Consider the following 25,525-nt stretch of genomic DNA (forward strand, 5'->3'; position numbering starts at 1 on the left):
ATGCACTTTAGTGAACTATATCAACCAATTACTCCGCAAACGAGTGATAAATCAAAAGCCATTAAACTACTGATTTGTGATATTGATGGTGTGTTTTCAGATGGCCGAATTTACTTGGGCAATCATGGTGAAGAACTAAAAGCGTTTAATACCAAAGATGGTTTTGGTATTAAAGCACTCGTTGCCTCAGGTGTAGACGTCGCAGTCATTACTGGCCGTCATTCAGAAATCGTTAAGCAGCGTATGACTAGCTTAAACGTGACACATATTTATCAAGGGCAAGAGAACAAAGTTGCGGCCTATGAAGAGCTCAAAATGAAATTAGGCTTAGAAGACGCACAAATTGCCTATATTGGCGATGACGGCCCTGATATACCAGTGATGAAGCTGGTTGGCTTAGCCGTCGCAGTGGCTGATGCTCATCCGCTGGTAAAGCAATTAGCGCATTATACAACGATGTTACCTGGTGGATTTGGCGCAGTCAGAGAACTGACCGATTTACTGATGCTAAGTCAAGGTAACGAGCTCATTACGCAAGGCAGCAGCACATGACCAACTTGCGGGTCATTTTACTCATCGTATTTGGCGTCATCATGCTGTGGCTTTGGTATCCCTATCTCACACAAAAGGATACGCTCGACGCAGTAAAAGAAGAGGCGATTGCAAAGCCCGATTATGTTGCAGTTGACTTAAAACAGACGTCTTTTGCTGAAAACGGGCAATTGAGTTATCAAATTACAGCTCAAAGAATGGAACTTTATCAAGAGCTTGGCTTTAGTCACTTTGAGGAACCTATCTTTGTGCTACATAATGGGCAACACAATTGGCAACTCGCTGCGAAAGAAGCCACGTTATACGAAAACGACACGCTGATATTAGAAGGAAGTGTAACCGCCACCAACCTGATGCCGGCGGCCATGATAACGCATATCAACGCAGATAGTTTACGCTTAGAGATTACCAACAGGATAATGCGTTCTGAGCAACCAGTAGTAATAACGGGACCAAATGTAACTATCACAGGTAAGGGTCTGATAGCCGATCTGAATACTGAGATCATTGAATTAATTAACCATACTGAAACGATTTATGATAAGCAATAAACTGAGCGCCACACTATTATTTGCATGTTCTTTTGGCTTACTGTCACACACAGCCGTTGCCAATACAACACCTGAACAGGTCATCATCAGCTCAGGAAAGCAGCAGGCGCAATTACAAACCAATATCGGTGTTTTCGAAGATAACGTCGAGATTATTCATGGTAAACGTAAGATCACCGCGGATCGACTTGAAGTGCATCGTAGAGAAGAGCTTGGAGACAATAAACAGCTTTTAGTGGCGACAGGCAATCCCGCGATATTTCAAGAACAACAAGCTGACGGCAGCATTCTCAAAGCGAGTGCGCAAGAAGTACGTTATGACGTTGCAAACAAGCTGCTTACGATTAAAGGCGGCGCAGAAATTAGCCAGGCAGGGCAAAAAATTTCAGCACAAGAGATCCTCTACGATATGGAGAAGCAGTTGATAAGCGCACAACGTTCAGCACAAGAAGGTAAGCGAGTTAGAACCGTATTACTCCCTGTTGACGATAAAAAAGAGACTGATAAGGAACAACCGTGAGTACACTCAAAGCGATTGCCTTGGCAAAAAGCTATAAAGGCAGACAAGTGGTAAAAAATGTCGAGCTGAGTGTTAAAGCAGGCAGCATCGTTGGCCTGTTAGGCCCTAATGGCGCTGGAAAAACCACCACTTTCTATATGATAGTCGGCCTTGTTCCAAGTGATAAAGGGAGCATTGAAATAGACGATCAAGACATTACCTTACTCCCAATGCATAGTCGTGCTAGGTTGGGTATAGGCTACCTGCCTCAAGAGTCGTCTATTTTTAGAAAGCTTACCGTATACCAAAACCTGATGGCCATTCTTGAGACCCGTAAGGAGCTCAGCAAAGCACAACGAGAAGAGACCTTAAATGAGCTGTTGGACGAATTTAATATTCAACACATCCGCACCAGTTTGGGCATGGCCCTGTCTGGTGGAGAGCGAAGACGGGTAGAAATTGCACGCGCTTTAGCCGCAAATCCAAAATTTATTCTTTTAGATGAGCCTTTTGCTGGTGTTGATCCGATTTCAGTGATAGATATAAAGAAAATTATCCAGCATTTGAAAAACCGTGGTATTGGCGTGCTGATCACAGACCACAATGTCAGAGAAACTTTAGATGTCTGTGAAAAGGCATATATCGTTTCACACGGTGAATTAATTGCATCAGGTAGCCCTGAACATGTTTTAGCGGATCAAACTGTCCGAGATGTCTACTTAGGCGAACAATTCAGGCTATAGTTAAGAACAAGCGTAACAACAAAAAGGATTGTTAGAGATACATGAGGCAATCGCTACAGCTGCGCATGGGGCAGCAATTAACAATGACACCACAATTGCAGCAGGCTATTCGCCTGTTACAGTTGAGCACACTAGATCTCCAACAAGAGATACAAGAAGCGCTGGACAGCAATCCTTTATTGGAAGTAGAAGAAAACGAAGCGGACTCTTTTGAAAACGGTCTGAACAAAACAACTGAACAACAAAGCGTAGAAAAAGCAGACGCCAACTCGGATGACCAACTCGACACGTCGTCGAGTGAGTATGAGCAAGACACAGATACCGCACTCAATAAAGAAACGCTAAGTGATGAAATGGCCATGGACGTCACGTGGGATGAGTATATTAGTGCCGCTCCGGTGAGCTCGTCAGGCCCGATGCCTGAAGATGAAAGTGTATATCAAGGTAAAACAACGGAAAGCCTGCAAGAATATTTGATGTGGCAGCTTGAGCTGACTCCATTTAGTGCAACGGATAGGTTAATCGCACTTTCGATTGTCGAGGGCGTTGATGATTCAGGCATTCTCACTGTTCCTTGTGAAGAAATCGTTGAAAGTCTAAACATTGACAATGACCAAGAACCTATCGAGTTAGACGAAGTGGAAGCCGTCTTAAAACGGATCCAACTTTTTGATCCCGTCGGTATTGCCGCCCGTAGCCTGCAAGAATGCTTACTCGTCCAGCTCAATCAATTCGCTAAAGACACCCCGTGGTTAACTGAAACAAAACATGTCATCGAAGAATATATCGACCTCCTAGCAAATCGTGATTACCGTACTATCATGAAGAAGACTAAGCTCAAAGAACCTGAGCTCAAAGAGGTAATGACACTGATCCACGGCTTAAACCCTAAACCAGCTGCTAGCATCGTGCAGGAAGAAGCGGACTATGTGATCCCAGATGTGTCCGTGAAAAAAGTGAAAGGCCGCTGGGTAGTGGAATTAAACCCTGACTCAATGCCTAAAATTCGCGTCAATGATCATTATGCGGCAATGTCTCGTTCAGTAAAATCGAGTAGCGACAGTCAGTTTATACGCTCGCATTTACAAGAGGCTAAATGGTTCATCAAAAGCTTAGAAAGCAGAAATGAAACATTATTGAAAGTAACTAATTGCATTGTGCAGCAACAACAGGCATTCTTTGAACATGGCCCTGAGGCGATGAGACCAATGGTTCTCAATGATGTTGCTGAAATGGTTGATATGCACGAATCAACAATATCTCGTGTCACGACACAAAAATATATGCACACGCCTCGCGGCATATATGAACTGAAATACTTCTTCTCGAGCCACGTAAGTACTGAGAATGGTGGGGAGTGCTCATCGACAGCGATACGCGCACTCATCAAAAAGCTAATCGCTGCTGAAAACGCTGCAAAACCGTTGAGTGACAGCAAAATAGCAGATATATTGGCTGATCAAGGTATCAAAGTGGCAAGACGTACTATTGCCAAATACCGAGAGTCTTTGGCTATTCCACCGTCTAATCAGCGTAAAAGCCTGATTTAGGCGTAACAAAAGAAGGAAAAATGCTTATGCAACTAAATTTAACTGGTCGCCATGTAGAAATTACCGATTCATTAAGAGACTACGTAACGAGTAAGTTTGCGAAGCTGGAAAGGCATTTTGATCACATAAATAATGTTCATGTTATTTTAGATGTCGAAAAACTCATACAAAAAGCAGAAGCGACACTTCACGTCAATGGCGGTGAGCTATTTGCCTCTACAGAGCATAAAGATATGTATGCTGCAATAGACGGCTTAATTGACAAACTTGATCGCCAAGTTATCAAACACAAAGAGAAGCTAACTCGACACTAATCATGAAACTTAGCGCACTTATTTCCGAGGACTGCAGCAAAGCTGCAGTCCTTTTTAATAGCAAAAAACGAATTCTTCAATACATTAGTGAATTGGCACATCAAAAAATTCCTGACACCAATCAACATGATATTTTAGATGCGCTACTAAATCGCGAAAAGCTCGGTAGTACAGGTATTGGAAAAGGCATTGCCATTCCACATGGACGATTAGTGGGATTAGAAAAAGTACTCGCCATTATTCTCGTCAACCAACAAGCGATTCCATTTGATGCCTATGATGACAGAGATGTAGATGTATTCGTCGCACTCATCGTACCAGATGGCGAAAATAAGCAACATTTAGAGACCTTAGCAAGTATCGCTGATAAACTAAAAAGCAAGGTATTTTGTAAACGTATTCGACAGGCTAAAAACGATAAAGAGCTTTATCAAGTCCTTGTTGAATTTGACAATTAATAGGAATTAAACGTGGAACTCATCATTATCAGTGGTCGCTCTGGTTCAGGTAAATCAGTTGCATTAAGAGTCTTAGAAGACCTGGGCTATTACTGTGCTGATAACATTCCCGTTAACCTACTGCCAGCACTTGTTCGCAGTGTTTCTGATGGTTACGACAAAATCGCCGTTAGCATTGATGTCCGCAACTTACCCAAAGAGCAGCAAGAGTTTCACGATATATTGGGGTATTTACCAGGCTTTGCAAATCCAAGTGTCTTTTATCTCGACTGTGACGACCAAACGCTCATAAAGCGATTTTCCGAAACAAGACGCCTGCATCCGTTATCATTAAATGACTTACCGCTTGATTTGGCGATCAAACAAGAGAGAAACTTACTGGACGTTGTTATTCGACGTGCGGATGTCACCATAGATACAACCGAGCTAAGTGTCCACCAGCTTGCAGAAAGTGTCAGAGAAAAAATTCTGGGTCAAAAAGACAAGCAACTAATCATCACTTTCGAGTCTTTTGGCTTCAAACACGGTATCCCCAAAGAAGCAGACTACGTCTTTGACGCAAGGTTTTTACCAAACCCGCATTGGGAACCAGAGCTAAAGCCACTTACGGGACTCGATCAACCTGTTAAAGACTACTTGTCTAGCCACAGCATTGTACAAAAGTTCATTTGGCAAATTCAGACATTTATGCAAACTTGGTTGCCACACTTAGAGCGCAACAATCGCAGTTATTTAACTGTTGCAATTGGTTGCACTGGGGGACAACATCGCTCAGTTTACTTGGCACAAACACTCGGTGAACGCTTTACTCGTACACATGCAAACGTCAAAATTCGCCATAGAGAACAAGAGTGATGCGTGACACGTGGCAAGATACTTTTCTGATCCGTAATAAGTTGGGGTTACATGCTCGCGCAGCCACGATTTTAGCGCAGCTCTCCACGCAATTTGATGCCGATATTGTCCTATATCAAGGTGATAAGAGCGCACCTGGGGATAGCGTGCTTGCGTTACTTCTGCTTGAAAGTAGTCAAGGTAAAACAGTCAGAGTTGAGTGTACAGGGCCCGATGCCAAAGGTGCACTCCATGCGATTGGGAATTTAATAGAAGACAAATTTCATGAAGCCGAATAACGTATGTAGTTTTCAGACGGTCACCGATTCGTAAAGTCACACAAGTAAGATATAGTTTAAGTTTAAACGCTTTAAATTAAACAGCTATAATCACTCTATAAAGCGCTTTATATACGGGTTACTTTTGAGTGCTTTGATACACAATTTGAGACACATAAAGTTGCACAATATACAAAGTAGATAGACTGGTAGCTAAGTATCTCCTGTGTTGTTTACACAAATTTATAGCAACATCATAATTGTTTCTGCGAAAGCCAAACATAAAAAAGACAAACGTTAAAAACACTAGAACATACTTTATTGTCCGTCACACATTTTATTTAGGAAGCCTATGCCAGACGTCGTTGAGCAAGACTATACACTGGAGCAATTGCAACAAGTCACCAAAGCTATCAACAGTGGACAGTTTGTTCAAGTTAGACAGACCCTCGCAGAGATCCCGCCGTGCGACACCGCATTACTGCTTGAATCTTCACCGCTTAAGATTAGATCGACCCTGTGGAAACTGGTTGATCCCGATATTCAAGGGGATGTCTTAGAAGAGCTCTCTGAAGATGTACGACTTAGCATTATTGCTAAAATGGAACCCGAGCTTATCGCGGCAGCGACTGAGGACATGGATGATGACGACTTAGGGGAAGTGCTAAGAAGCTTGCCAGATCCCGTTTATCAAGATGTCATCAGTGCAATGGACAGCCAAGACAGAGCCAGAGCCACATTGGCGCTTTCCTATGCCGAGGACTCTGCCGGCGCACTGATGAATGGCGATACCATTACTATTAGGCCTGATGTCTCCCTCGATGTTGTATTGAGATACCTACGTTTGAAGGAAGAGTTGCCACAGGGGACGGATGATCTATATGTCGTAGACAAAGAAAACCGCTTTTTAGGCGCCTTGCCCTTGGGCATATTGTTAACGAATCCACCCGACAAGCTCGTCGAAGAGTTAATGAACGAAGAGCGAGAAACCATCCCGGTTTCAATGAAGGAAAGTGACGTTGCTCAACTGTTTGAACGCCATAACTGGATCTCCGCCCCTGTTGTTGATGATCAAAGTCAGCTGCTTGGTCGGATCACCATTGACGATATTGTTGATGTCATACGAGAAGATGCCGAGCATAGCTTGCTCAGTATGGCCGGTCTTGAAGACGAAGAGGATACCTTTGCCCCAGTCTTAAAGAGTAGTCGAAGACGGTCAATTTGGTTAGGTATCAATTTGCTCACTGCGCTCTTAGCGGCATTCGTGGCAAGCTTTTTTGAAAGCACACTGGACATCCTGCCAATCCTTGCCGTGCTCAATGGCATTGTGCCTAGTATGGGTGGCGTCGCAGGCAGTCAAACATTGACTTTGGTGATCCGTGGTATCGCCTTAGGACATGTCCACCAAACCAACCAACGCTTTTTGCTTGGTAAGGAGCTCGCAATTGGGGCTTTAAACGGTATTTTGTGGTCTCTGCTCATTGCGGGTGTCGTGGCGCTATGGCAATGGGACTTTAAATTAGGCGCAGTTATCGCCTTTGCCATGTTTATGAATTTAGTTGCTGCCGGTATTGCTGGCGCGAGTATTCCACTGATCCTCAAAAGAATGAAAATCGATCCAGCGCTAGCTGGCAGTGTGGTACTGACCACTGTTACCGACATTGTCGGCATTTTTGCATTTTTAGGTACAGCAACGTGGTTTTTACTCTGATATTAAACCGAAGTAAAAACCACGGTTGATATTATGCTCCCGCGATTTGCATACGCTCAATCAAAATAGAACCGGTTTGTACCGCCCCACGCAGCTCAACATCTGCGCCAATCGCTTGAATATTTTGGAACATCTCTTTTAAATTACCAGCAATGGTGATTTCACTTACTGGGTATTGAATTTCGCCATTTTCAACCCAAAAGCCTGCAGCCCCACGGGAATAGTCGCCAGTCACGGTATTCACCCCTTGGCCCATCAGTTCTGTGACCAATAACCCGGTTCCCATTTGTTTTAACACCGCTTGCAAATCATCATGCGTGTGTTTTACCAACCAGTTATGAATACCGCCCGCATGACCAGTTGCTGTCATTCCCAATTTTCTCGCGGCGTAGCTGGCCAGCAAATACGTTTGTAGTTCACCCCCTGTGATGATCTCACGATCTTGTGTAAAGACGCCTTCACTATCAAATGGGCTAGATGCTAATCCTTGAAGCATATGTGGACGTTCTTGGATATTCACCATCGAACTAAAGATCTTTTGCCCTAGTGAATCCAGTAAGAAACTAGACTTGCGATATAGTGCACCGCCTCCAATCGCAGATACAAGGTGGCCAAATAAGCTATTCGCGATATCAGCTCGAAACACAACGGGTACCTTCATTGTCGAAAGCTTTTGGCTATTGAGTTTTGCCAAAGTAGACTCTGCAGCTTCCACACCAATTGCTGTGGCGCTTTTAAGTTCGGAGTGTACTCTCCCGATACTAAACGCTGAGTCTCTTTGCATTACATCCCCTTCTTGACCAATTACCATCGTACTGACAGTATGGCGAGTACGAGGGAAACCAGCGAGGAAGCCATGGCTATTGCCGTATACTCTCAACCCTTGATGAGATGCCACACTCGCCCCATCTGAATTTACGATGCGGTCGTCAAATTCAAGTGCTGCTTTTTCGGCTTCTATGCATTTGTCAATGGCATGCTGAGGGCTCAAATCCCAAGGGTGGTATAAATCAAGATCCGGAATGTCTTGTGCCATCAGTGCTTTTTCAGCCAGCCCATTACACGCGTCATCCGCCGTATATTTGGCAATTTCAATTGCTTTTGCAACAACTGACTTTAATGCTTGCTCACTCAAGTCAGCGGTGGAGGCAGAACCTTTGTGGTTACCAACGTAAACACTGATCCCTAAGCTGCCATCCTGATTGAATTCAATTGTATCTACTTCGCCCATGCGTGTACTGACAGACAGTCCAGAAGTGCGGCTCATGGCAGCTTCAGCCGACGTTGCACCGAGCTGCTTGGCAAAGCTGAGAACCTCAGAAACGGCGCCTTTCACTTCATCGATTTGCTGATAGATAGATCCAACTTGGTTATCATTCATGTTGCTATTCCAAATGCTTGTAATCACTACAATCCTAACACATGAGGCGTACTTTCGCTGGGTTAGATAGCAGTTCCTTACACGCAAACCGATATTTTTTTCTGCTTCTTGGTATAATCAATGTAATTGTAATATTCAGTGTCTAAAAAGTTATGGCAAAAAAATCAGATAACCACATTGAAGATGAAGAAATCATCTACGTATCAAAAAGCGAATTAAAACGCGACGCTCAACAATATCAACAACTTGGAATTGACATTGCCGAGCTAGGCAAGAAGCAAAGAGATAAATTACCGCTTAGCCATGAATTGCTTGAAGCCATGGCATTGGCAGATAAAATTCGTGGTAAGCACGATGCCTATCGACGCCATATGAACTATATTGCCAAAGTATTGCGTACAACGGACAATGTGGAAGATTTACAACGCGCCTTAGATACATTACTTAATAAAAACAACCAAGCAGAAGTGTTGCTCAATCAAATAGAGCGCGTACGAGAAGAAGTGATTTCTCAAGGTGACGGCAAGATCAACGAATTACTTGATACGTATCCAAACATGGAGCGTCAAAAATTACGTCAGCTTGTGCGCCAAGCCAATAAAGAACTCAAAGCAGAAAAGCCTGCTAAGGGGTATAAAGAGCTGTTTCAGTACTTAAAAGATGCTATTTTGGACTAAAAAAGGAGGGCTTACCCTCCTTTTTGTTTAGGCGGTACCACCCACTGTTAGTTGATCTATCTTCAAGCTTGGTTGACCCACCCCCACGGGGACACTTTGACCGTCTTTACCACAGATCCCAACCCCTTTATCCAGTGCCAGATCATTCCCCACCATAGAGATATATTGCATGGCTTCTGGGCCATTACCAATTAATGTTGCACCTTTAATTGGTTGGGTCACTTTGCCATCTTCAATCAAGTAAGCTTCAGATGCTGAAAAGACAAATTTGCCAGACGTAATGTCTACCTGCCCACCGCCAAAGTTACTCGCAAAAATGCCTTTTTTCACCGAGCTAATAATGTCTGCTTGGCTACTCTCACCGGGTAACATATACGTATTTGTCATACGTGGCATAGGTAAATGTGCAAACGACTCTCGTCGTGCGTTGCCTGTCAACGCACTCCCCATCAGACGGGCATTGGTTTTATCCTGCATATACCCTTTTAAAATGCCTTTTTCTATCAATACATTGTAGCCAGCTGGAGTGCCTTCGTCGTCTATATTGAGCGAACCACGTCGATTAGCCAAAGTGCCATCATCCACAACGGTGCAGAGCTCTGAAGCGACCTGCTCACCAACACGGCCACTGAATGCAGATGCTCCTTTGCGGTTAAAATCACCTTCCAGTCCGTGTCCAACCGCTTCGTGTAACAAGACACCTGGCCACCCAGCGCCAAGCACGACAGGCATGGTTCCCGCGGGAGCGTCAATCGCTTCCAAATTGACCCTCGCCATTCTTACGGCTTCATGCACGTAGCTCAGCCATCTCGGTTTGCCATCAACAAACTCTTTAAAATAACCGTAATCGAGTCTCGCACCACCGCCAGCACTGCCGCGCTCTCGGCGTCCGTTTTGCTCTAGCAACACCGAACAATTCAAGCGTACAAGCGGCCTAATATCTGTCGCAAAAGTACCATCACTGGCAGCGATCAAGACCTCTTCATACACCGCAGCAATGGAGCACACAACCTGCTGTGCATCGGGCGCAATATCTCTAATCGCGGCATCAGCTTCTCTAAGTAGCGCAACCTTTTCTTGATCGCTCATACTCAGTAGTGGTTGTACCGGTGCAAATTGCAATGGCGCATCTCGCTCGCAAAATACCTCGACTGTTTGTGATTCACCGCGAGAAGCGATGGAGCGCGCAGCTTCGGCCGCTTGATTTATCGCTTCTAAATTGATGGCATCTGAATAGCTAAAGCCTGTCTGTTCACCGCTGACAGCTCTTACACCAACACCGCGTTCAATATTATAACTCCCTTCCTTGACTTGACCATCTTCAAGCACCCAAGTCTCATGGTAGCTGGACTGAAAATACAGATCGGCATAATCCACTTGGTGTTGATGGATATAATTTAATGTCTGCTCTAGCTGCTCTCGTGTTAATTGACTGTCAGTCAGCAAGTTCTTTTCAACTTGATTCATAAATAATTGCTCTTAAATCGGTTATGCGTTAAAACTGGCATAGCAGCTCTAATTTTATCAATTTCGTTTAAATCGATATGTTGCTGTATCGGCTGTAAGGATAATTTGCTATTTGCCAAAACATCGCCCCAAGGTGAAATTATGACGCTGTGACCATACGTTTCTCGCCCATTTTCGTGTTTGCCTACCTGCGCCGCGGCAATAACAAAACACTGGGTTTCTATTGCTCGAGCTTGCAGTAAAGGTAACCAATGAGCACGTCCAGTCACGGTCGTAAACGCACTTGGGACCAGTAAAATATCCGCGCCTTGGTCGCGTTGCTGCTGGTATAACCCAGGAAAGCGCACGTCATAGCATACACTTAAGCCTAGTCTACCAAATGGACTATCTACAACTTGGATCTCATTTCCGGACTGCGTAAATTCAGATTCACGGTATCGTTTTGCCGAATCGGCCACATCTGCATCAAACAAATGTATTTTGTTATATGTTGTTACCAGTTCCCCTGCGGTGTTAAATAAGCAACTAGCCGCATGGTAACGGCCATCACCTGCATAAATCGGCATAGTGCCTGCGGCTAACCAGATTTTTTGGGTTTGGCACAGTAAAGAGAGCTTTGCTTGCCACAAACTCGCTGTCTTTGACACTTCAAGAGATTCCTGACCATCTTTACAAAATGCCAGCCAAGCTTCAGGCAAACAGACTAATGTCGACTCTGATAGTGAGAGAGTCTCTAATTTCGCTGTAAGGTACTCTAAATTTTCTTCAGGTAGCCTTGTAGAGCACATTGGGATAACGACAACATTGACGTTTGTACGCATCTTTCTATTCCAAACTTGTTTTATCTTTGCACATGATTAAGCTGCCACGGTGACCCTGAGTTTAAAATCTTTGTGAAGGTGGGCCTTCCTCTGTAGCAATGTCACCTTCGGCCTGTTCGACAGCTTGATGAGTCTGCGGCGCAGTACTTTCTGATTTTTTCATTGATTGAGTCTCCTGAAGCACTGGTGAAAGCTCGCCAGTATGCTTGTCCTCTGTGACATTCTCTTGGGCCTCAGTCATGCGATTCGATGTGTCAGGTCCGCCTTGTGGATGAGTTTCAGTGCGCACTGGAGGTACCGAGTTACCCGCATCTGATTTGGGCTTCCTGTTTGTTTCAACCGGGGGCTTTTTAGCACCAGGTAACGTCACTTCACGGCTCTTACGATCGACCTCTGTCACCACCGGCTCTTTCATTGTCCCAGTTACTTTAAAGTTTATTTCAGAAATCACACGCGCAGAATGAATCACTTTGTCGATCGCCAAAGCCGCTAAACCAGTTACTGGATTGACCATCCACCCAACAATAACAGGTAAGCTCGAAGTCACTTGAGGAGCAATTGCTAAGTCATAGTTAATTTCTTGTGTTTTCAAGTTTGCATAGCCGGAAATGCTCAGATCCGCGGGTACACCATCCATTTTTGTATCTTGGGTATAAGCGATACCATTTTCCAATTGCAGACTGCCTTCCATTTGGTTGTAGAAAAAGCCCTTTGCAAACACATCTCGAAAATCTAATTTGAGTTTACGAACCAATGAATCTAAGCTCAGTAACGAAAATACGCGCGCCCCTTGATCACTGATGTCCGTTAAATGCCCCTCACCTAATCGCCACTGAATTTCTCCACCGAGGCTTGTCCACTGAAAATCATACGGTGCAGACTGCCATTGTAAGTCAAAATCAATGTTTGCTTGAGAGTCCTTAACAGTGGAGGTGATATCAAACTCCTCCATCAGATCACCAAAATCCGCACTACTGAGGTTTCCTCTGAATTCTGACGTACCATTTTGCCAACTACCTTTGGCGGTGAGGGTATGCGTGCCTTTATCCACGCTCAAATTAGTCACATTAAGACGCGTTCCATCTCCGAATAACGCAAGGTTGACTCTGTCTAGCTGATACTGGTTCAATCGACAATCATCACACCCAAACTCTATGGCGGGAATTGAAGCTAACCAGGTGTGGTCCTGCAATTCGGTGTTATTTTCTTGTGCCGTTGCCTCATCTACTTTTTTTGAGTTTAAGCGCAGATAATCTGCTTGAACGTGAATAGGTAGGTTAGTTTCTTTGTTTGGGATCTTCACTTGTGCCCGCAGCTCTTTACCTGCTAAACGCATTTTTAATGCTTGCGGGTCTGGCGTCATTCGCATTTCGAAATCATTAAACAATAACCCACCCACTTCCAACTGCCCTAAATTGGCACGAATCTCATTCAACTCAGGTAAGATCCTTGGTTCGTCAGTGTTGGCCTGTGTGCTCTTGTCGATAATCCGATCAATAAAATCAAACCAAGGGTCCAACGCAAGTTCTGGATGCTCTATCGTCACCACAAAACCTGATTTATCCAAACCCCGGTTTTGTTCGCTAACGACCAAGTGTGCCTTGTCTAATTGCCCATTTTGATTATTCAGGATGCCGTTAAAATACAGCAGGTCATGGTAATTGGCTGTGATGAGGTTGGAGATATCATCACCTCTGACTTCACCCGACAATAAATAAGTGTCTGTTGGTGTCTTTTGGTAAGGGGCCGGTAAATCGATAGACACTCCCTTCAGATCTGATTGGAAACTCGCTAGATAATTAAATCCCGCATCTTCGAAGTTCAAGGTAACACTGGTTTCAAGTTTAGTTTCACCTGCGATAAAGCCATCCATAATTCCGTGACCATAGGGTAATAATTTCTCGCTTGAAATCAGCATGTCCGTATCCACGCTGACTAAGTAACCCTGATTGTCCCCACCTCCTTTAACGGTAAAAGACATTGGCATATCTAGCCAAAAGGCTTGCCCATCTAAAAAGGCAATCTCATCATCCTTGAACTGCAACGTACCAGAAACTTGCTCGAGCTTCATCCCCGGTTGGCTGAGATAAATTGCATTATCAGTGAAATGCACAGCCCCTGTTGCAAGCACATCTAAACTGTCTAACGCAATCTCTAAGCCCACGCGACCAGAAACGGGCCCTTTCCCTTGCACAACGTCTAGCACATCCACCAAAGGTTGTGCAATCGGGGTTTGCGCAAAAAATGGCTGTAATGTCTCTGCTTCAGTGGTCTGATTAATATCCACAGTTAAGATATCTGCCTGCTCTAAGTCAGCTAAACGGACCGCAACATCGCCTTTGATATGTTGATTAGCAAGCTGGCCCGAACGCGTCGTGATGTCCATACGTTCATTGATAAAATGCAATAGCACATCAGCGCTATGAATACTGGGCCAATCCGGAGCAAAAAGAAATTCAGCGTCTTTGATCTGTGCCAGCACTTCAAACTGACCATAGGTGCTGCGATAAGGAAAGTCTTTCAAAGGGCCTGAGACAAGGACCTGTGTGCCGTTATTTTGTCCCGCTAAAATCCCTTTATTTAAATACTTAACAAGGTTGGTATGCATTAATTCTAATGGAAAATAACGGCCAGCTATTCGTGCATCACCGCCATAGGCTTCGGCATATAAGTCCAACTCAGGCTCTTCGAATAAACGCGTATGAAATTCTAATGCGACGCTTAAGTCCGGGTTACTTAACCATAGGTTGTCCGATTGAACATGCCAATACTGTTGCTCATCTGGCCAAAAATGAATATCACCATTGAGCTCATCTACGGCAATAGGGTCGATAAAGCGTGGGCCTGTCACTAGCTGTTGTTTATGTGCATTAACGCTCACCACACCGCGTCCAGCAACCCAATGAAACTCCAAGCCCAAACCTGCAAACCCCGGCGCTAACTCGGTTTCTTGCCAACTTAGGTCTTCCATAACGCCCCATACATTTAAGCCAGAGGGTTTATCCCATGTAAGTTTGGCTTGGGTCAGGCGTCCTTGAATATCACTTTTTACCAGTTCATTCGCCCACGCATAGTGCGTGAGTGACATTGCATCGATGAGCAAATCAACATTGAGCTGCTTCAGCCAAAACTGACTTTTTTCATCACGCCATTCCCCCTGAAATAACATGGGGTCATAGAGATGCGCACCATGACTAAAGAGAACCTCAGAGCTGCTAAAACGCCAGCCTTCATCGCTTCTCTTAAAGTGTAACTGGCCACTATCAAGGCCTAATTTATTATCTGAGCCTTGGCCCTGCCACTTGAAGTAACTTGGCTCAAATTGGAGTAAAACATCGTCAATATGGCCTTGTTTTAACTGCGCCCAGAGTTGCCCATTGATGCTTGCACTTATTACTTCGTGCGTCTCGTCCAAGTGCTCATCAATCAACTCAAGTACATCGAGCTCTCGAGCTTGCAGGAAAATTTCACCCCCAATCCCTTCCAGAGTTTTACCTTCTAAGCGAACCAATGTGTCTAGGCTACCTTGAGATAAATTGGGTAGGACTAATCGGCCTTCGCCATGGTGTGCTTCTTCACTATTTTGCCACACCATATCTTGAATAAGCACCGAATGCCGCTTTTGCGTTTTGGTGTAGAGGTGAATTTCGCTATTTTGAACAGAAAAGTGGCCTGTATCTCCTAGAAATAGCCCTTCAATAAGCGCTTGCTGCTCGAATTCGCCGGCGTTGTCACCCAGCGTTAATTTATCTAGGTAAACATGTGCTTTAAACCCATCAAGTACGAAGTAATTTGAGATAAGTTGCCACTGGCGAATGGACTCCACCACATTGACTTGTAAGTTGGTACTCTCAATTTGCACCGAAATAGGCGATGCTTGATTGTCTTCAAAGCTGACGTCTTTAAGTAACAGTGCCGGTCCTGTGCCTTGCCAACTCGCACTGATTGAACCAATGCTTAGTTCAACATTGAGTTGCTCGTAAATAAGTGACTCAATATTGCTTTTATAGTCATTTGCATAAGGTAACGTTAGCTTCAGCAGGGAAACAAGCACAGCAAGTGTCACCAAGGTCACGGCAAACACCTGCCAAACTTTTCTCACACAAAAGAAGCATATCGTTTTGGCTTGCATACTGGCCTACATCATTACTACATCAAACTGCTCTTGGCTGTACAAGTTTTCAGTCTGAATACTGACTTGTTTACCTATGAATAGCTCCAGTTCAGCCAAGTTATGGTATTCATCATTGACCAGTGCCTCACTGACTGCCGCAGATGCATAAACCATAAATTTATCAGCTTCATAGGCGCGATTGACTCTTACAATTTCACGCAGGATTTCGTAGCACACTGTTTCTACCGTTTTTAACGAGCCGCGGCCTGAACACGATGGACATACATCACAAAGAATATGCTCTAGACTTTCTCTGGTGCGTTTTCGCGTCATTTCAACTAAACCGAGCGCTGACAAGCCATTTATATTGGCCTTCGCCCTGTCTTTTGCGAGTGCCGCTTCGAGCGAATGCAATACCCGTCGTTTGTGTTCATCAGAAATCATATCAATAAAATCTATGATAATAATACCGCCCAGGTTCCTTAACCTAAGCTGACGCGCGATCGCTGAGGTCGCTTCAACATTGGTATTAAAAATCGTTTCTTCTAAATTTCTGTGGCCAACAAAGGCACCGGTATTCACATCCACTGTCGTCATGGCTTCAGTTTGGTCAATGATTAAATAGCCACCTGACTTTAACTCCACTTTTCGGTGCAACGCTTTTTGGATCTCAGCTTCTACATCGAATAAATCAAAGATAGGCCTTTCACCTGGGTAGTATTCAAGTGTGTTTGACAACTGCGGAACAAACTCTTCCGTAAACGATTTTAGCTGTTGGTATGTCAGTTTAGAGTCAACACGAATGCGCTCCATATCTTCACCTACATAATCGCGCAAAGTACGAAAAGCGAGTGTTAGGTCTTCATGTAAGATGCTCGCTTTGCTGGTTTTGCGTCGCTTACCTACAATTTTTTGCCAGAGCTTTTTGAGGAATTCAGCATCATGCTTTAGCTCTGCTTCAGCAGCCCCTTCAGCCGCAGTTCTGACAATGAAACCACCATTTTCATCATTGTACTGCGCAACAATGTTCTTCAATCGACTCCGCTCTTCTTCGGTTTCGATCCTTTGGCTGACTCCGACATGAGTCGCATCAGGCATAAACACTAAGTAGCGTGAAGGAATGGTAATGTCAGTCGTCAGGCGAGCGCCCTTGGTACCAATTGGGTCTTTCACGACCTGTACCATAATAAATTGACCTTGCTTTACTAGTTCGCGAATATCCTGCACTTTTTTCACTGGTTGCTCATCGACATCTTCTTCGATAGAAGCGCTGCTCACGATGTCAGAAGCATGTAAAAAAGCGGCTTTTTCTAAACCAATATCCACAAAAGCAGCCTGCATCCCAGGTAGTACACGGCTGACTTTACCTAAATAGATGTTACCCACAATGCCGAGGTTTCCGACACGCTCGACCTGAACCTCTTGTAAAACGCCATTTTCAATTAAGGCTACGCGACTTTCACTCGGTGTCACATTGATCAATAATTCGCTACTCATCTTGGCCTGCCATAAATGCTTGAATTAGTTCATCTGTTTCATATAAAGGTAGTCCGACTACTGCGAAATAACTACCTTTTAGTTGACTGACAAATCTTCCCCCTAAGCCTTGGATACCATACCCGCCGGCCTTATCATGGGGCTCTCCACTTTGCCAATACGCTACAATCTCTTGTTCTGATAATGGCTTAAATGTTACTTCGGTAGTCACTATCGTACTTAAGACCCTTTCCCCTTGCGCCAGTGCAACCGCCGTCATCACATGGTGTGTACTGCCAGATAACAGCGTCATCATGGCATTAAAATCAGCAAAGTCTCTTGGTTTTCCTAGCGTTTGGCCATCAGCGACAACAATCGTATCACTGCCAAGTACTGGGCTATCGTGATAACCCAACTCAACACCACTTTGTGCTTTCAATCGTGCTAAGCGCTCTACATAAGTACTTGGAGTTTCATTTAAAAGTTTTGTTTCATCTGCATCAACAGAAAATTGTTCAAAATCGTAACCAAGTTGTGTGAGAAGTTCTTTACGACGTGGAGAAGCAGAAGCCAAATATAATTTTACAGTCATTAACGGATCCTAAAATGCCTTCTATATTTTCTAAGTAACAAGAAAATCCAAGGCCAACAAAACATGCCTATCAATGCCGGCCACAGGTAGGCTGGATCAAAATAAATATCTAACAAAAAGTGATTTAACCAAAACTGTAGTAAGTGATATAGCGCCAAAAATAACCCGATTAACATGGCTTGTTGCCACAAAGAAAAATTACGCAGTTTTTGAAAGTTACTCACTGTAATATAGATACATACAGAATAAGTTAAGGAATTGATGCCCAACGGTGAGCCAACAGCCAAATCCATAATCAAGCCCGTACACCAAGCCCAACCGATATTTACTCGATGTGGAATAGCAATTGACCAATACATCAAAACCAGTAAAACCCAGTCAGGCCTGAATGGCTCCAAGGAAAATGGGAGAGGCATCAGCGCCATAATCAACGCCAAGAAAACGCTAAATGCGACCAAGGAAAAACTACGACTCATTGACTGCTCCTTGATTACCTTTACCTAAAATGACGAGCAGACGGATACGATCCAACTGAGCTATTGGCTCCGCATACACTTTAGCAAACGGCAATCCCTCATCGCGATCGATTTCTGTCACCACGGCCACTGGGTATCCTTCTGGGAAGCGTCCGCCCAACCCAGATGTAACTAATATATCGCCAATCCGAATATCAAGACTGTGCGATACGTGTGCTAACTGCACCAAGTTGATTTTCCCAATGCCTTCAATCACCATACTGACGTCATTTCGCAGAATACGTACTGGCGTCGCATGCGTGGTATCCGTCATAAGCAATACCCGAGATGTTGTCGTGCCCACTTGCGTAAGCTGACCAACTAACCCCAATTCATCAATCACCGCTTGCCCTTCTTCGACACCATCTATCGTGCCTTTATTGATAACAACTTGGTGACTGTAACGGTTTGAGCGCACAGATAAAACTTGTGCAATTTGACGGGCATTTGATTGACGAGACGATGCACCTAACAGCGCTCTCAGCTCGACATTTTCTTTAAGCAGAAATTGATATTGTTGGAGCTGCTCACTTTGTAGAAGTTGCTTAGCACGTAGTGCTTGGTTTTCTTGTAGCAGTTGATCGCGTGTGTTTAAGCTTTTGGCACCAACATTGAAGAGTTCATAAGGCACATTCGCCGCATACAGTACAGGGCTCACTAACGTATTGAGCGTAGTGCGCACAAACGTGCCCCCTGAGGTATATCTGTCACCAATGATCAGCACAATACTAAGCACAACTGCGACGGTAAGTCGCAGTTGTAGTGATGCACTTCGGCCAAACAGTAAATTCATCAGTCGTAACTAAAGACGTCGCCACCATGCATGTCTATCATCTCTAGCGCCTTACCACCACCACGAGCAACACATGTAAGTGGGTCATCAGCAACAACAACAGGTATCCCCGTCTCTTCCATAAGCAGACGGTCTAGATCTTTTAGCAGTGCGCCGCCCCCCGTTAGCACCATACCATGTGCGGATATATCCGAGGCCAACTCTGGTGGGGACTGTTCAAGCGCAACCATAACCGCACTGACGATACCCATCAGCGGCTCTTGGAGGGCTTCTAATATTTCATGCGAGTTCAAAGTAAATGAGCGCGGTACACCTTCAGCTAAATTACGACCTCGCACTTCAATTTCAATCGGGGTTTCGCTCTTGAATGCCGAACCAATTTCATGTTTGATGTGTTCGGCTGTGGCTTCCCCGATCAAGCTACCAAAATTACGTCTTACGTAGTTGATGATTGCTTCATCAAACTTGTCGCCACCGATACGAACCGAAGATGAGTATACAACACCATTTAAAGAAATAATGGCAACTTCTGTCGTGCCGCCACCAATATCAACCACCATTGAACCTGTCGCTTCTGATACCGGTAGACCCGCCCCTATGGCCGCCGCCATCGGTTCTTCAATTAAATACACTTCTCGTGCGCCTGCACCCATTGCCGATTCACGAATAGCACGTTTTTCAACCTGAGTTGCACCGCATGGTACACAGATTAAGACACGTGGACTTGGACGCATAAAGTTGTTGTTGTGAACTTGTTTTATAAAATGCTGAAGCATTTTTTCTGTTACGTAAAAGTCAGCAATAACGCCATCCTTCATAGGGCGGATTGCTTTGATATTACCAGGTGTTCTACCTAGCATCTGCTTTGCCGCAGTACCAACAGAAGCGACACTCTTTGGCCCACCGGCCCTTTCCTGACGGATCGCAACTACTGAAGGTTCATTTAGAACAATGCCTTCTTCTTTCACATAAATCAGGGTATTTGCCGTGCCTAAGTCAATAGACAGGTCGTTAGAAAATAATCCGCGTAGCTTTTTAAACATGAGGCTGGGTAACCTTAAAGAATTCTTTTAACAAAGCCGTGTCGACATGCGCCACGGCTGAAATATTTAAGTCTACAAAGTGCAAACTGCACTTTAACTGAATACACGCTCCTCGCGCATATTAATTTATCTTTCTCGAACCAACCTAAAACCAATGTAGTTGGCCCTAAAATCTGGTGCTAAGGCTAGGCGAGTTGAAACTCTCGCCAAGCTTGGCGCAAAGTTCCACGCCCCGCCTCTCACTGTCACATCCTCTTGTGAAGCACGCTTTTGTGTCCATTCCCAAACATTACCGACGGTATCGTATAAACCATAATTGTTTGGCGAGAACTCACCAACAGGCGCTGGGCTTTTGTTTGACCAATCACTGCCACACCAACCACAATTAGCTAGTCCACGACCTATTTCGTTACCCCATGGGTATTCTGAGCTGGTGCCAGCACGGGCTGCATATTCCCACTCAACCTCATTAGGTAGTCGGAATTGGATACCTTTTTCACCTGAAAGCCAGTTTGCATACGATTTCGCATCTTCATATGTAACACAAACTACCGGAAAGTTATCTGCTTGTTCAAACCCTGGGTTATCCCAATCGTATTCACTTTCCCAAATTGGCTCGCCATTTTTATAATGGGCACAGCCAGTGCCTTTTTCTGCTTCAGTTTGGTAACCCGTACTCAGAATAAATTGTCTAAACTCGGCAACGGTCACTTCTTTACTTTGCATCGCATAAGAGTGACTTAGTACCTTTTCGACGACGGGTCTTTCATTGGCAAGACCATTTCCGGTCAAATCTCCCATTTGAAATGTCCCGGCAGGAATGATCACAACCTTGTTTTCAACAAGATTGGGCGTCACTTTCTGCTTTACTGCGATCGGAGTGCTCTGTTGCTCGCTTTTTGGCGTCGGTGCAGCAATCGACTCAGGCTTTTTTATCAGCTTTGCATTGATCGTTCGCGCTCTGCGCACGTCAATTTGTGCTTTGTATGACTCATAACCCAATTTACGGATCTCAATGTCATACGCTCCAAGCGGTACACTGACCACTAATTTAGTAGATCCGTAACTGACGCCATCGATAAAGACTTCATCGTCATAAACGTTCGAACGTAACGTTAAATCAACTTGTCGATCTTGCGGCGCTTGCTGTAGTACTTGTGATTTTATCTCTGGCTTTGGTTGCAGCGTTGCAATACTCGGGACAGTACGCTCCACGCTTTCAACCTCATCATTGAAAGTTAACTGACTGTCACTGAAGGTCGTTGGATAACTCGCTTGATACCCCACAGCCAATGGCGTGCCATATTCACTACAGAATCGATTGTCCAAAGACAACAGGCCACACAAGCGGCTGTTATTCACATCGCCGCGCATTGTGACACTCAAATTCACACTGTAATTACCTTGGCCACTGAAGGCACTGCCGACAACGTGGCTGCTCACGACCTGAACTTGCGCTCCTGCCATGTGGCGTTTTGGTTCGACGAGCCGTTGTTCGGTTAGATTTGCAAAAATTTGGTCAATAAACCGTTTAGTGGCCTTTTGTAAGCCAAGCTGTTGACCACGTTGCTCACACGCTGCCAAAGTTTCTGTACGCTTACAATTAATCGTATGTTCAACTTCTAACGTCCCTTCGCGTGTAAACTCATTACGCAGACGCTCAACACGTGCTGTGCTAAGTTGATCTCTTAAGCTGGCAATTGTATTGACAAGTGTATGTTTGCTAACGCGGATCTGCTCAATATCTTTTCGGTGCGATGCGATGGCCGCTAATTGCATCGCGATGTCTTCTTTATTGGCTTTATGATCAGAAACAGATTGCTGATATCTCAGCTGTGCAGAAGAAATATCGATAGATGGATCATCGATTAAACGACGATATAAATCATTCATTGCGTCTAAAGCTTGGTTCTTTTCTTTATCAAGCTCGCTGGAATTGTTTCTTAATAATTCTAGCTGAGCCTGTAAACGAGCTTCTTCAGCAACATGCTTATCTAAAATCTGAGTATATCTGTCTAACTCAGCTTGTTTTTCAGAGCGCTCTGACTCGATAGCTGTCACAGTCGCAGTATCTTGTGCCCAAACACTTACAGACAATAAGGCGGCAGAGACAAAAAGAGATAAAGGAGCAATTCGCATATATTCCATTCCCAACAGCGGCAGTTGTTTTGGTCTTTGTTATTTTTGATATTTTAATGCTTAATGCTATGTACTTACGGAGTAAAACACAAGCTTTGCACAATTAATATCTGAGTTTACAACTATTAGTCACGTCGTTACCAGTGTTCTCTGCACATTTTCATGAAATAATAACCTCAAAGCGCTTATTTATAGAGAATTCTAAAATCTGATGTTCAATTCCAAGCACCTAGAATCACCCGTTCAACGTATTAACCACCCACTACTACGTGATAAAAAGGTGACATTGCTCGTGAAGAGGGATGACCTTTTACACCCCACTGTACAGGGCAATAAATGGCGCAAACTCAAGTACAACTTGATTGAACTCAAACGGCTAAATCGCAGTGCCATACTTACCTTTGGAGGGCCATTTTCGAACCATTTATATGCCACTGCTATGGCAAGTAAATTATTCAATATTCCGGCCCACATCATTGTAAGAGGACCCCACTTAGATATGCAAAACCCCACTCTACGCTTTGCCAAAGCGTGCGGTGTTAATTTGCATGCAGTCACAAGATTAGAATACAGACAGAGATCTGACAACGCTTACTTACAAGACTTGGCAACGCAATTCCCAAATACCTATATCGTGCCAGAGGGGGGCAGTAATCAGTTTGCATTGCAAGGCTGCAAAGAACTCGCGCTGTCGCTTCCCAACGCTGATTACGTATGCTGCGCAGTTGGCAGTGGCGGAACACTTGCTGGGATATTGAGCGGATTACCAACATCAACCCAAGCGCTGGGTATGTGTGTTTTAAAAGGCGCTGAATACCTATCTCAAGAAGTATGTAGATTAAATCCCAATGCCGCATCACAGCAAAACTGGCAGCTGATGCATCAATTTCACGATGGTGGCTATGGTAAGTTCAGCGATGCACAGTGGGCTTTTTGCCAACAGATGAAACAAGATCACGCACTGCCACTAGAGCCGATATATACCGGCAAGATGATGTTTGGGCTGTGGCAACTTATCGAACAAAGTTATTTCCCTGAGCACAGTACAATTGTCGCTATTCATACTGGCGGACTTCAAGGCTTAGATGGCTTGCGCTATCGCAACCTAATTTAGACTATTCTCAAGTTCAAGTAATGGCGCACTAAAGTAATAACCCTGAGCCCCATCAACACCCAACCGTTTAATGCAATTAAGTTCATCTTGTGTTTCGACACCTACGGCATATACGGGCACATGCAACTTTTTGGCTTGGTTAACAATTTGCTTTACCACAGCGCGGCGTTTTGCGCTTGATTGAATATCATGTATTAGCTCAAATGCGAGTTTTATCCCTACGATGTTATGTACTTTTTGCAGTGGAGCGACATCCAAGGGACCATTGACGTGATCGAGCACGATGCTGGCTCCTAACGGAGACAATGCATCAAAAAATTGCTCAAAATAGCTGCGATGTTGATAATAATCACAAATCATCAATTCCAAAGTGACATCTTTGGCTCTTCCAGATTCTTTTAAAATGGCCATTAACCAACTTAAAAATTCACTGTTTGACCAATTTACGACATGCAAGTTGACACTCACCGTAAACCCTTTTGGCTCCTTGCTCAACACCTTAAGCGCTTGGCGTACAATGGACTTGTCCAACTCTATAAGGTGCTCGCTACGATGGATTTTGTGAATAAACTGCCCCGCAGTGATCAACCCCAGTGTTTTATGCCTTACGCGAAGTAATGCCTCACTTTGGATTACATCTTGCGTCTTAAAATCGAATAAGGGCTGAAAAAACAGTACAAAGCGACCAGCCTTAATATCGTCAATGACATTGGTCTCTGCGTCTAACAAACTCTCCGCTAAGGTACGGTTCAATGGCAGCATATGAATGTGTTGCCACACATGGTTTTGTGCCACACTGAGCGAGGATCGCGCGATTTGATAAACCTGAGTTTGGTCTGCGCCTTCACTGTAAAAACACGCCCCACATTTAACAGCACTTCTGGACAAATCCCCGCGAAACGCTAAAAGTGCTTGATACACAACCTCATGTAGGCGTTTGACTGTTTGCTCGACTTCATCTTTGCTCAAAGAAGACAATGTTACGGCCAATGCTCCCGATGACAAGTACTTCGCAGAGCAGTAGCGATATTTGTTAAAGCATTTTGCCAATGTCACACTGAAATGGCTCTGTGGTTCAACGTGTTTAGGCAGTTCACAACGCCATTTGAACATCGCAAACATGTTCACTTGCTGACTAGTACTAACAGGTAAAATAAGCTCTTGTGCACTGGGTGGTTTGATTTTATGACCCGCTTTTTCCACCTTTCGACCATCCACACTCCCCCTTTGACTGCGCTTAAATTTGTTTTTTAACTTAAACACCAGTCCAATGAGCAACAGTGAGATATTGAGCCATATGCCTGCATTGAGCCCTTTCAATACGACCGTGTTTGGATACAGTGTCAACCTCTGCTGCGCCAGATTTATTTCATATGGGTTTGAAAACCAAGCCAATGGAAAGTTGACTGGCGCTTCCGGGCTAAATCCAAATTTCAGGGCTTCTTTATGAATGTCTTGACGGTGCACAGGTTCAACATAGTTTGATAATTGCATAGACAAACGTGTCGCATCCTCCGTCACCCAAACGTTTGTCATGTGGATCACGGACAAATTTCCAACCAGCGCTAACACACACCACGCTATCAAGAGTACATACCCTCGTCTAAACGTGTTATCTAGGAGCGCAAAGTGAAGCATAATATAAAGTAGTCGTTGGTGATTCTGTCTAAAGTTTTGTTCAATCTATTGCAAAACTCAAGGAAGGGCAGGTAAGAATCAGCAAAACTGCTGATATAGCGTGTAATATATTTTTACAGATAGTGTCTTCAGTGCAACTCAAGTATCGATCCGTCATCTAGGCGCCGCCCATCAACAGATTCACGCTCACCTCCTAGCACACGAGGTATATGTAAGCTCTCTGGATTCTGTTACGGTATTAACCCCATTAAAACAGACATGACAT

23 protein-coding genes are annotated in these 25,525 nt (G+C 44.3%); 12 read left to right on the forward strand and 11 right to left on the reverse strand.

The annotated features are described in order from the left end of the window. The 10 genes from kdsC to mgtE all read left to right on the forward strand — a co-directional run bounded on the left by kdsC (position 1) and on the right by mgtE (position 7,490). Positions 1-552, forward strand: coding sequence for a 3-deoxy-manno-octulosonate-8-phosphatase KdsC (gene kdsC / locus L1286_RS08405; protein WP_235406449.1), 552 nt, complete (start codon positions 1-3; stop codon positions 550-552). Beyond that, positions 549-1,103 carry an LPS export ABC transporter periplasmic protein LptC gene (gene lptC, locus L1286_RS08410; protein ID WP_235406450.1) on the forward strand — a complete coding sequence of 185 codons (555 nt, stop codon included), beginning with the start codon at positions 549-551 and terminating at the stop codon, positions 1,101-1,103. The genes kdsC and lptC overlap by 4 nt, the downstream gene beginning before the upstream one ends. Further along, positions 1,090-1,623 (forward strand): lipopolysaccharide transport periplasmic protein LptA, encoded by a 534-nt coding sequence (lptA, locus tag L1286_RS08415; RefSeq protein ID WP_235406451.1) that lies wholly within the window; start codon positions 1,090-1,092, stop codon positions 1,621-1,623. Before lptC ends, lptA begins: the two co-directional genes overlap by 14 nt. After that, positions 1,620-2,345, forward strand: a complete 726-nt coding sequence (gene lptB / locus L1286_RS08420; protein ID WP_235406452.1) for an LPS export ABC transporter ATP-binding protein — start codon at positions 1,620-1,622, stop codon at positions 2,343-2,345. Before lptA ends, lptB begins: the two co-directional genes overlap by 4 nt. A 41-nt stretch (positions 2,346-2,386) precedes the next feature. Further along, positions 2,387-3,895 (forward strand): RNA polymerase factor sigma-54, encoded by a 1,509-nt coding sequence (locus L1286_RS08425; RefSeq protein WP_235406453.1) that lies wholly within the window; start codon positions 2,387-2,389, stop codon positions 3,893-3,895. A gap of 26 nt (positions 3,896-3,921) precedes the next feature. Beyond that, complete coding sequence (gene hpf / locus L1286_RS08430) at positions 3,922-4,209, forward strand: ribosome hibernation promoting factor (protein WP_023397244.1); 288 nt, start codon at positions 3,922-3,924, stop codon at positions 4,207-4,209. Between the two features lie 2 nt (positions 4,210-4,211). Next, a complete protein-coding gene (locus L1286_RS08435; protein WP_235406454.1) occupies positions 4,212-4,667 on the forward strand; it encodes a PTS sugar transporter subunit IIA in 456 nt (151 codons plus the stop codon). Positions 4,668-4,679: 12 nt separating this feature from the next. Beyond that, on the forward strand, positions 4,680-5,522 hold the full coding sequence (rapZ, locus tag L1286_RS08440; RefSeq protein WP_235406455.1) for an RNase adapter RapZ: 843 nt from the start codon (positions 4,680-4,682) through the stop codon (positions 5,520-5,522). Beyond that, positions 5,522-5,800, forward strand: a complete 279-nt coding sequence (locus tag L1286_RS08445) for an HPr family phosphocarrier protein (RefSeq protein WP_235406543.1) — start codon at positions 5,522-5,524, stop codon at positions 5,798-5,800. Before rapZ ends, L1286_RS08445 begins: the two co-directional genes overlap by 1 nt. A gap of 331 nt (positions 5,801-6,131) precedes the next feature. Next, complete coding sequence (mgtE, locus tag L1286_RS08450) at positions 6,132-7,490, forward strand: magnesium transporter (RefSeq protein ID WP_235406456.1); 1,359 nt, start codon at positions 6,132-6,134, stop codon at positions 7,488-7,490. 31 nt (positions 7,491-7,521) lie between these two features. Here the strand turns inward: mgtE and pmbA are convergent, their stop codons facing one another. Next, the gene (pmbA, locus tag L1286_RS08455; protein ID WP_235406457.1) at positions 7,522-8,871 is read right to left on the reverse strand and encodes a metalloprotease PmbA; all 1,350 of its coding nucleotides are present in this window, start codon (positions 8,869-8,871) and stop codon (positions 7,522-7,524) included. Between the two features lie 152 nt (positions 8,872-9,023). Between pmbA and yjgA the strand changes: the two genes are divergently transcribed. Then, positions 9,024-9,548, forward strand: coding sequence for a ribosome biogenesis factor YjgA (gene yjgA / locus L1286_RS08460; protein ID WP_235406458.1), 525 nt, complete (start codon positions 9,024-9,026; stop codon positions 9,546-9,548). A gap of 27 nt (positions 9,549-9,575) precedes the next feature. On the opposite strand, the gene tldD is transcribed toward yjgA, so the two are convergent. The 9 genes from tldD to L1286_RS08505 form a co-directional block, all read right to left on the reverse strand. After that, a complete protein-coding gene (gene tldD, locus L1286_RS08465; RefSeq protein ID WP_235406459.1) occupies positions 9,576-11,015 on the reverse strand; it encodes a metalloprotease TldD in 1,440 nt (479 codons plus the stop codon). After that, the gene (locus L1286_RS08470) at positions 11,012-11,836 is read right to left on the reverse strand and encodes a carbon-nitrogen hydrolase family protein (RefSeq protein WP_235406460.1); all 825 of its coding nucleotides are present in this window, start codon (positions 11,834-11,836) and stop codon (positions 11,012-11,014) included. Before L1286_RS08470 ends, tldD begins: the two co-directional genes overlap by 4 nt. Before the next feature lie 61 nt (positions 11,837-11,897). Next, complete coding sequence (locus tag L1286_RS08475; protein WP_235406461.1) at positions 11,898-15,968, reverse strand: YhdP family protein; 4,071 nt, start codon at positions 15,966-15,968, stop codon at positions 11,898-11,900. A gap of 6 nt (positions 15,969-15,974) precedes the next feature. After that, positions 15,975-17,447 carry a ribonuclease G gene (gene rng / locus L1286_RS08480; RefSeq protein ID WP_235406462.1) on the reverse strand — a complete coding sequence of 491 codons (1,473 nt, stop codon included), beginning with the start codon at positions 17,445-17,447 and terminating at the stop codon, positions 15,975-15,977. Continuing rightward, positions 17,440-18,018 carry a Maf family protein gene (locus tag L1286_RS08485; protein WP_235406463.1) on the reverse strand — a complete coding sequence of 193 codons (579 nt, stop codon included), beginning with the start codon at positions 18,016-18,018 and terminating at the stop codon, positions 17,440-17,442. The genes rng and L1286_RS08485 overlap by 8 nt, the downstream gene beginning before the upstream one ends. Then, entirely contained in the window at positions 18,018-18,494 is a 477-nt protein-coding gene (mreD, locus tag L1286_RS08490) for a rod shape-determining protein MreD (RefSeq protein ID WP_235406464.1), read from the reverse strand. Before mreD ends, L1286_RS08485 begins: the two co-directional genes overlap by 1 nt. Then, positions 18,484-19,326: a rod shape-determining protein MreC gene (gene mreC, locus L1286_RS08495; protein ID WP_235406465.1), complete on the reverse strand. Its 843-nt coding sequence runs from the start codon at positions 19,324-19,326 to the stop codon at positions 18,484-18,486. The genes mreD and mreC overlap by 11 nt, the downstream gene beginning before the upstream one ends. After that, complete coding sequence (locus L1286_RS08500; protein WP_010376642.1) at positions 19,326-20,369, reverse strand: rod shape-determining protein; 1,044 nt, start codon at positions 20,367-20,369, stop codon at positions 19,326-19,328. Before L1286_RS08500 ends, mreC begins: the two co-directional genes overlap by 1 nt. A 126-nt stretch (positions 20,370-20,495) precedes the next feature. After that, positions 20,496-22,508: an SUMF1/EgtB/PvdO family nonheme iron enzyme gene (locus L1286_RS08505; protein WP_235406466.1), complete on the reverse strand. Its 2,013-nt coding sequence runs from the start codon at positions 22,506-22,508 to the stop codon at positions 20,496-20,498. A gap of 211 nt (positions 22,509-22,719) precedes the next feature. On the opposite strand from L1286_RS08505, the gene L1286_RS08510 reads away from it, so the two are divergent. Beyond that, positions 22,720-23,622, forward strand: coding sequence for a 1-aminocyclopropane-1-carboxylate deaminase/D-cysteine desulfhydrase (locus tag L1286_RS08510; RefSeq protein WP_235406467.1), 903 nt, complete (start codon positions 22,720-22,722; stop codon positions 23,620-23,622). Here L1286_RS08510 and L1286_RS08515 read toward each other — a convergent pair. Further along, entirely contained in the window at positions 23,614-25,209 is a 1,596-nt protein-coding gene (locus L1286_RS08515) for an EAL domain-containing protein (RefSeq protein ID WP_235406468.1), read from the reverse strand. The genes L1286_RS08510 and L1286_RS08515 overlap by 9 nt on opposite strands. Positions 25,210-25,525 lie beyond the last annotated feature (316 nt).

Origin of the sequence: Pseudoalteromonas sp. SMS1 (assembly GCF_021530565.1) — a bacterium.
In the GTDB taxonomy this organism is placed as follows: Bacteria; Pseudomonadota; Gammaproteobacteria; order Enterobacterales; family Alteromonadaceae; genus Pseudoalteromonas.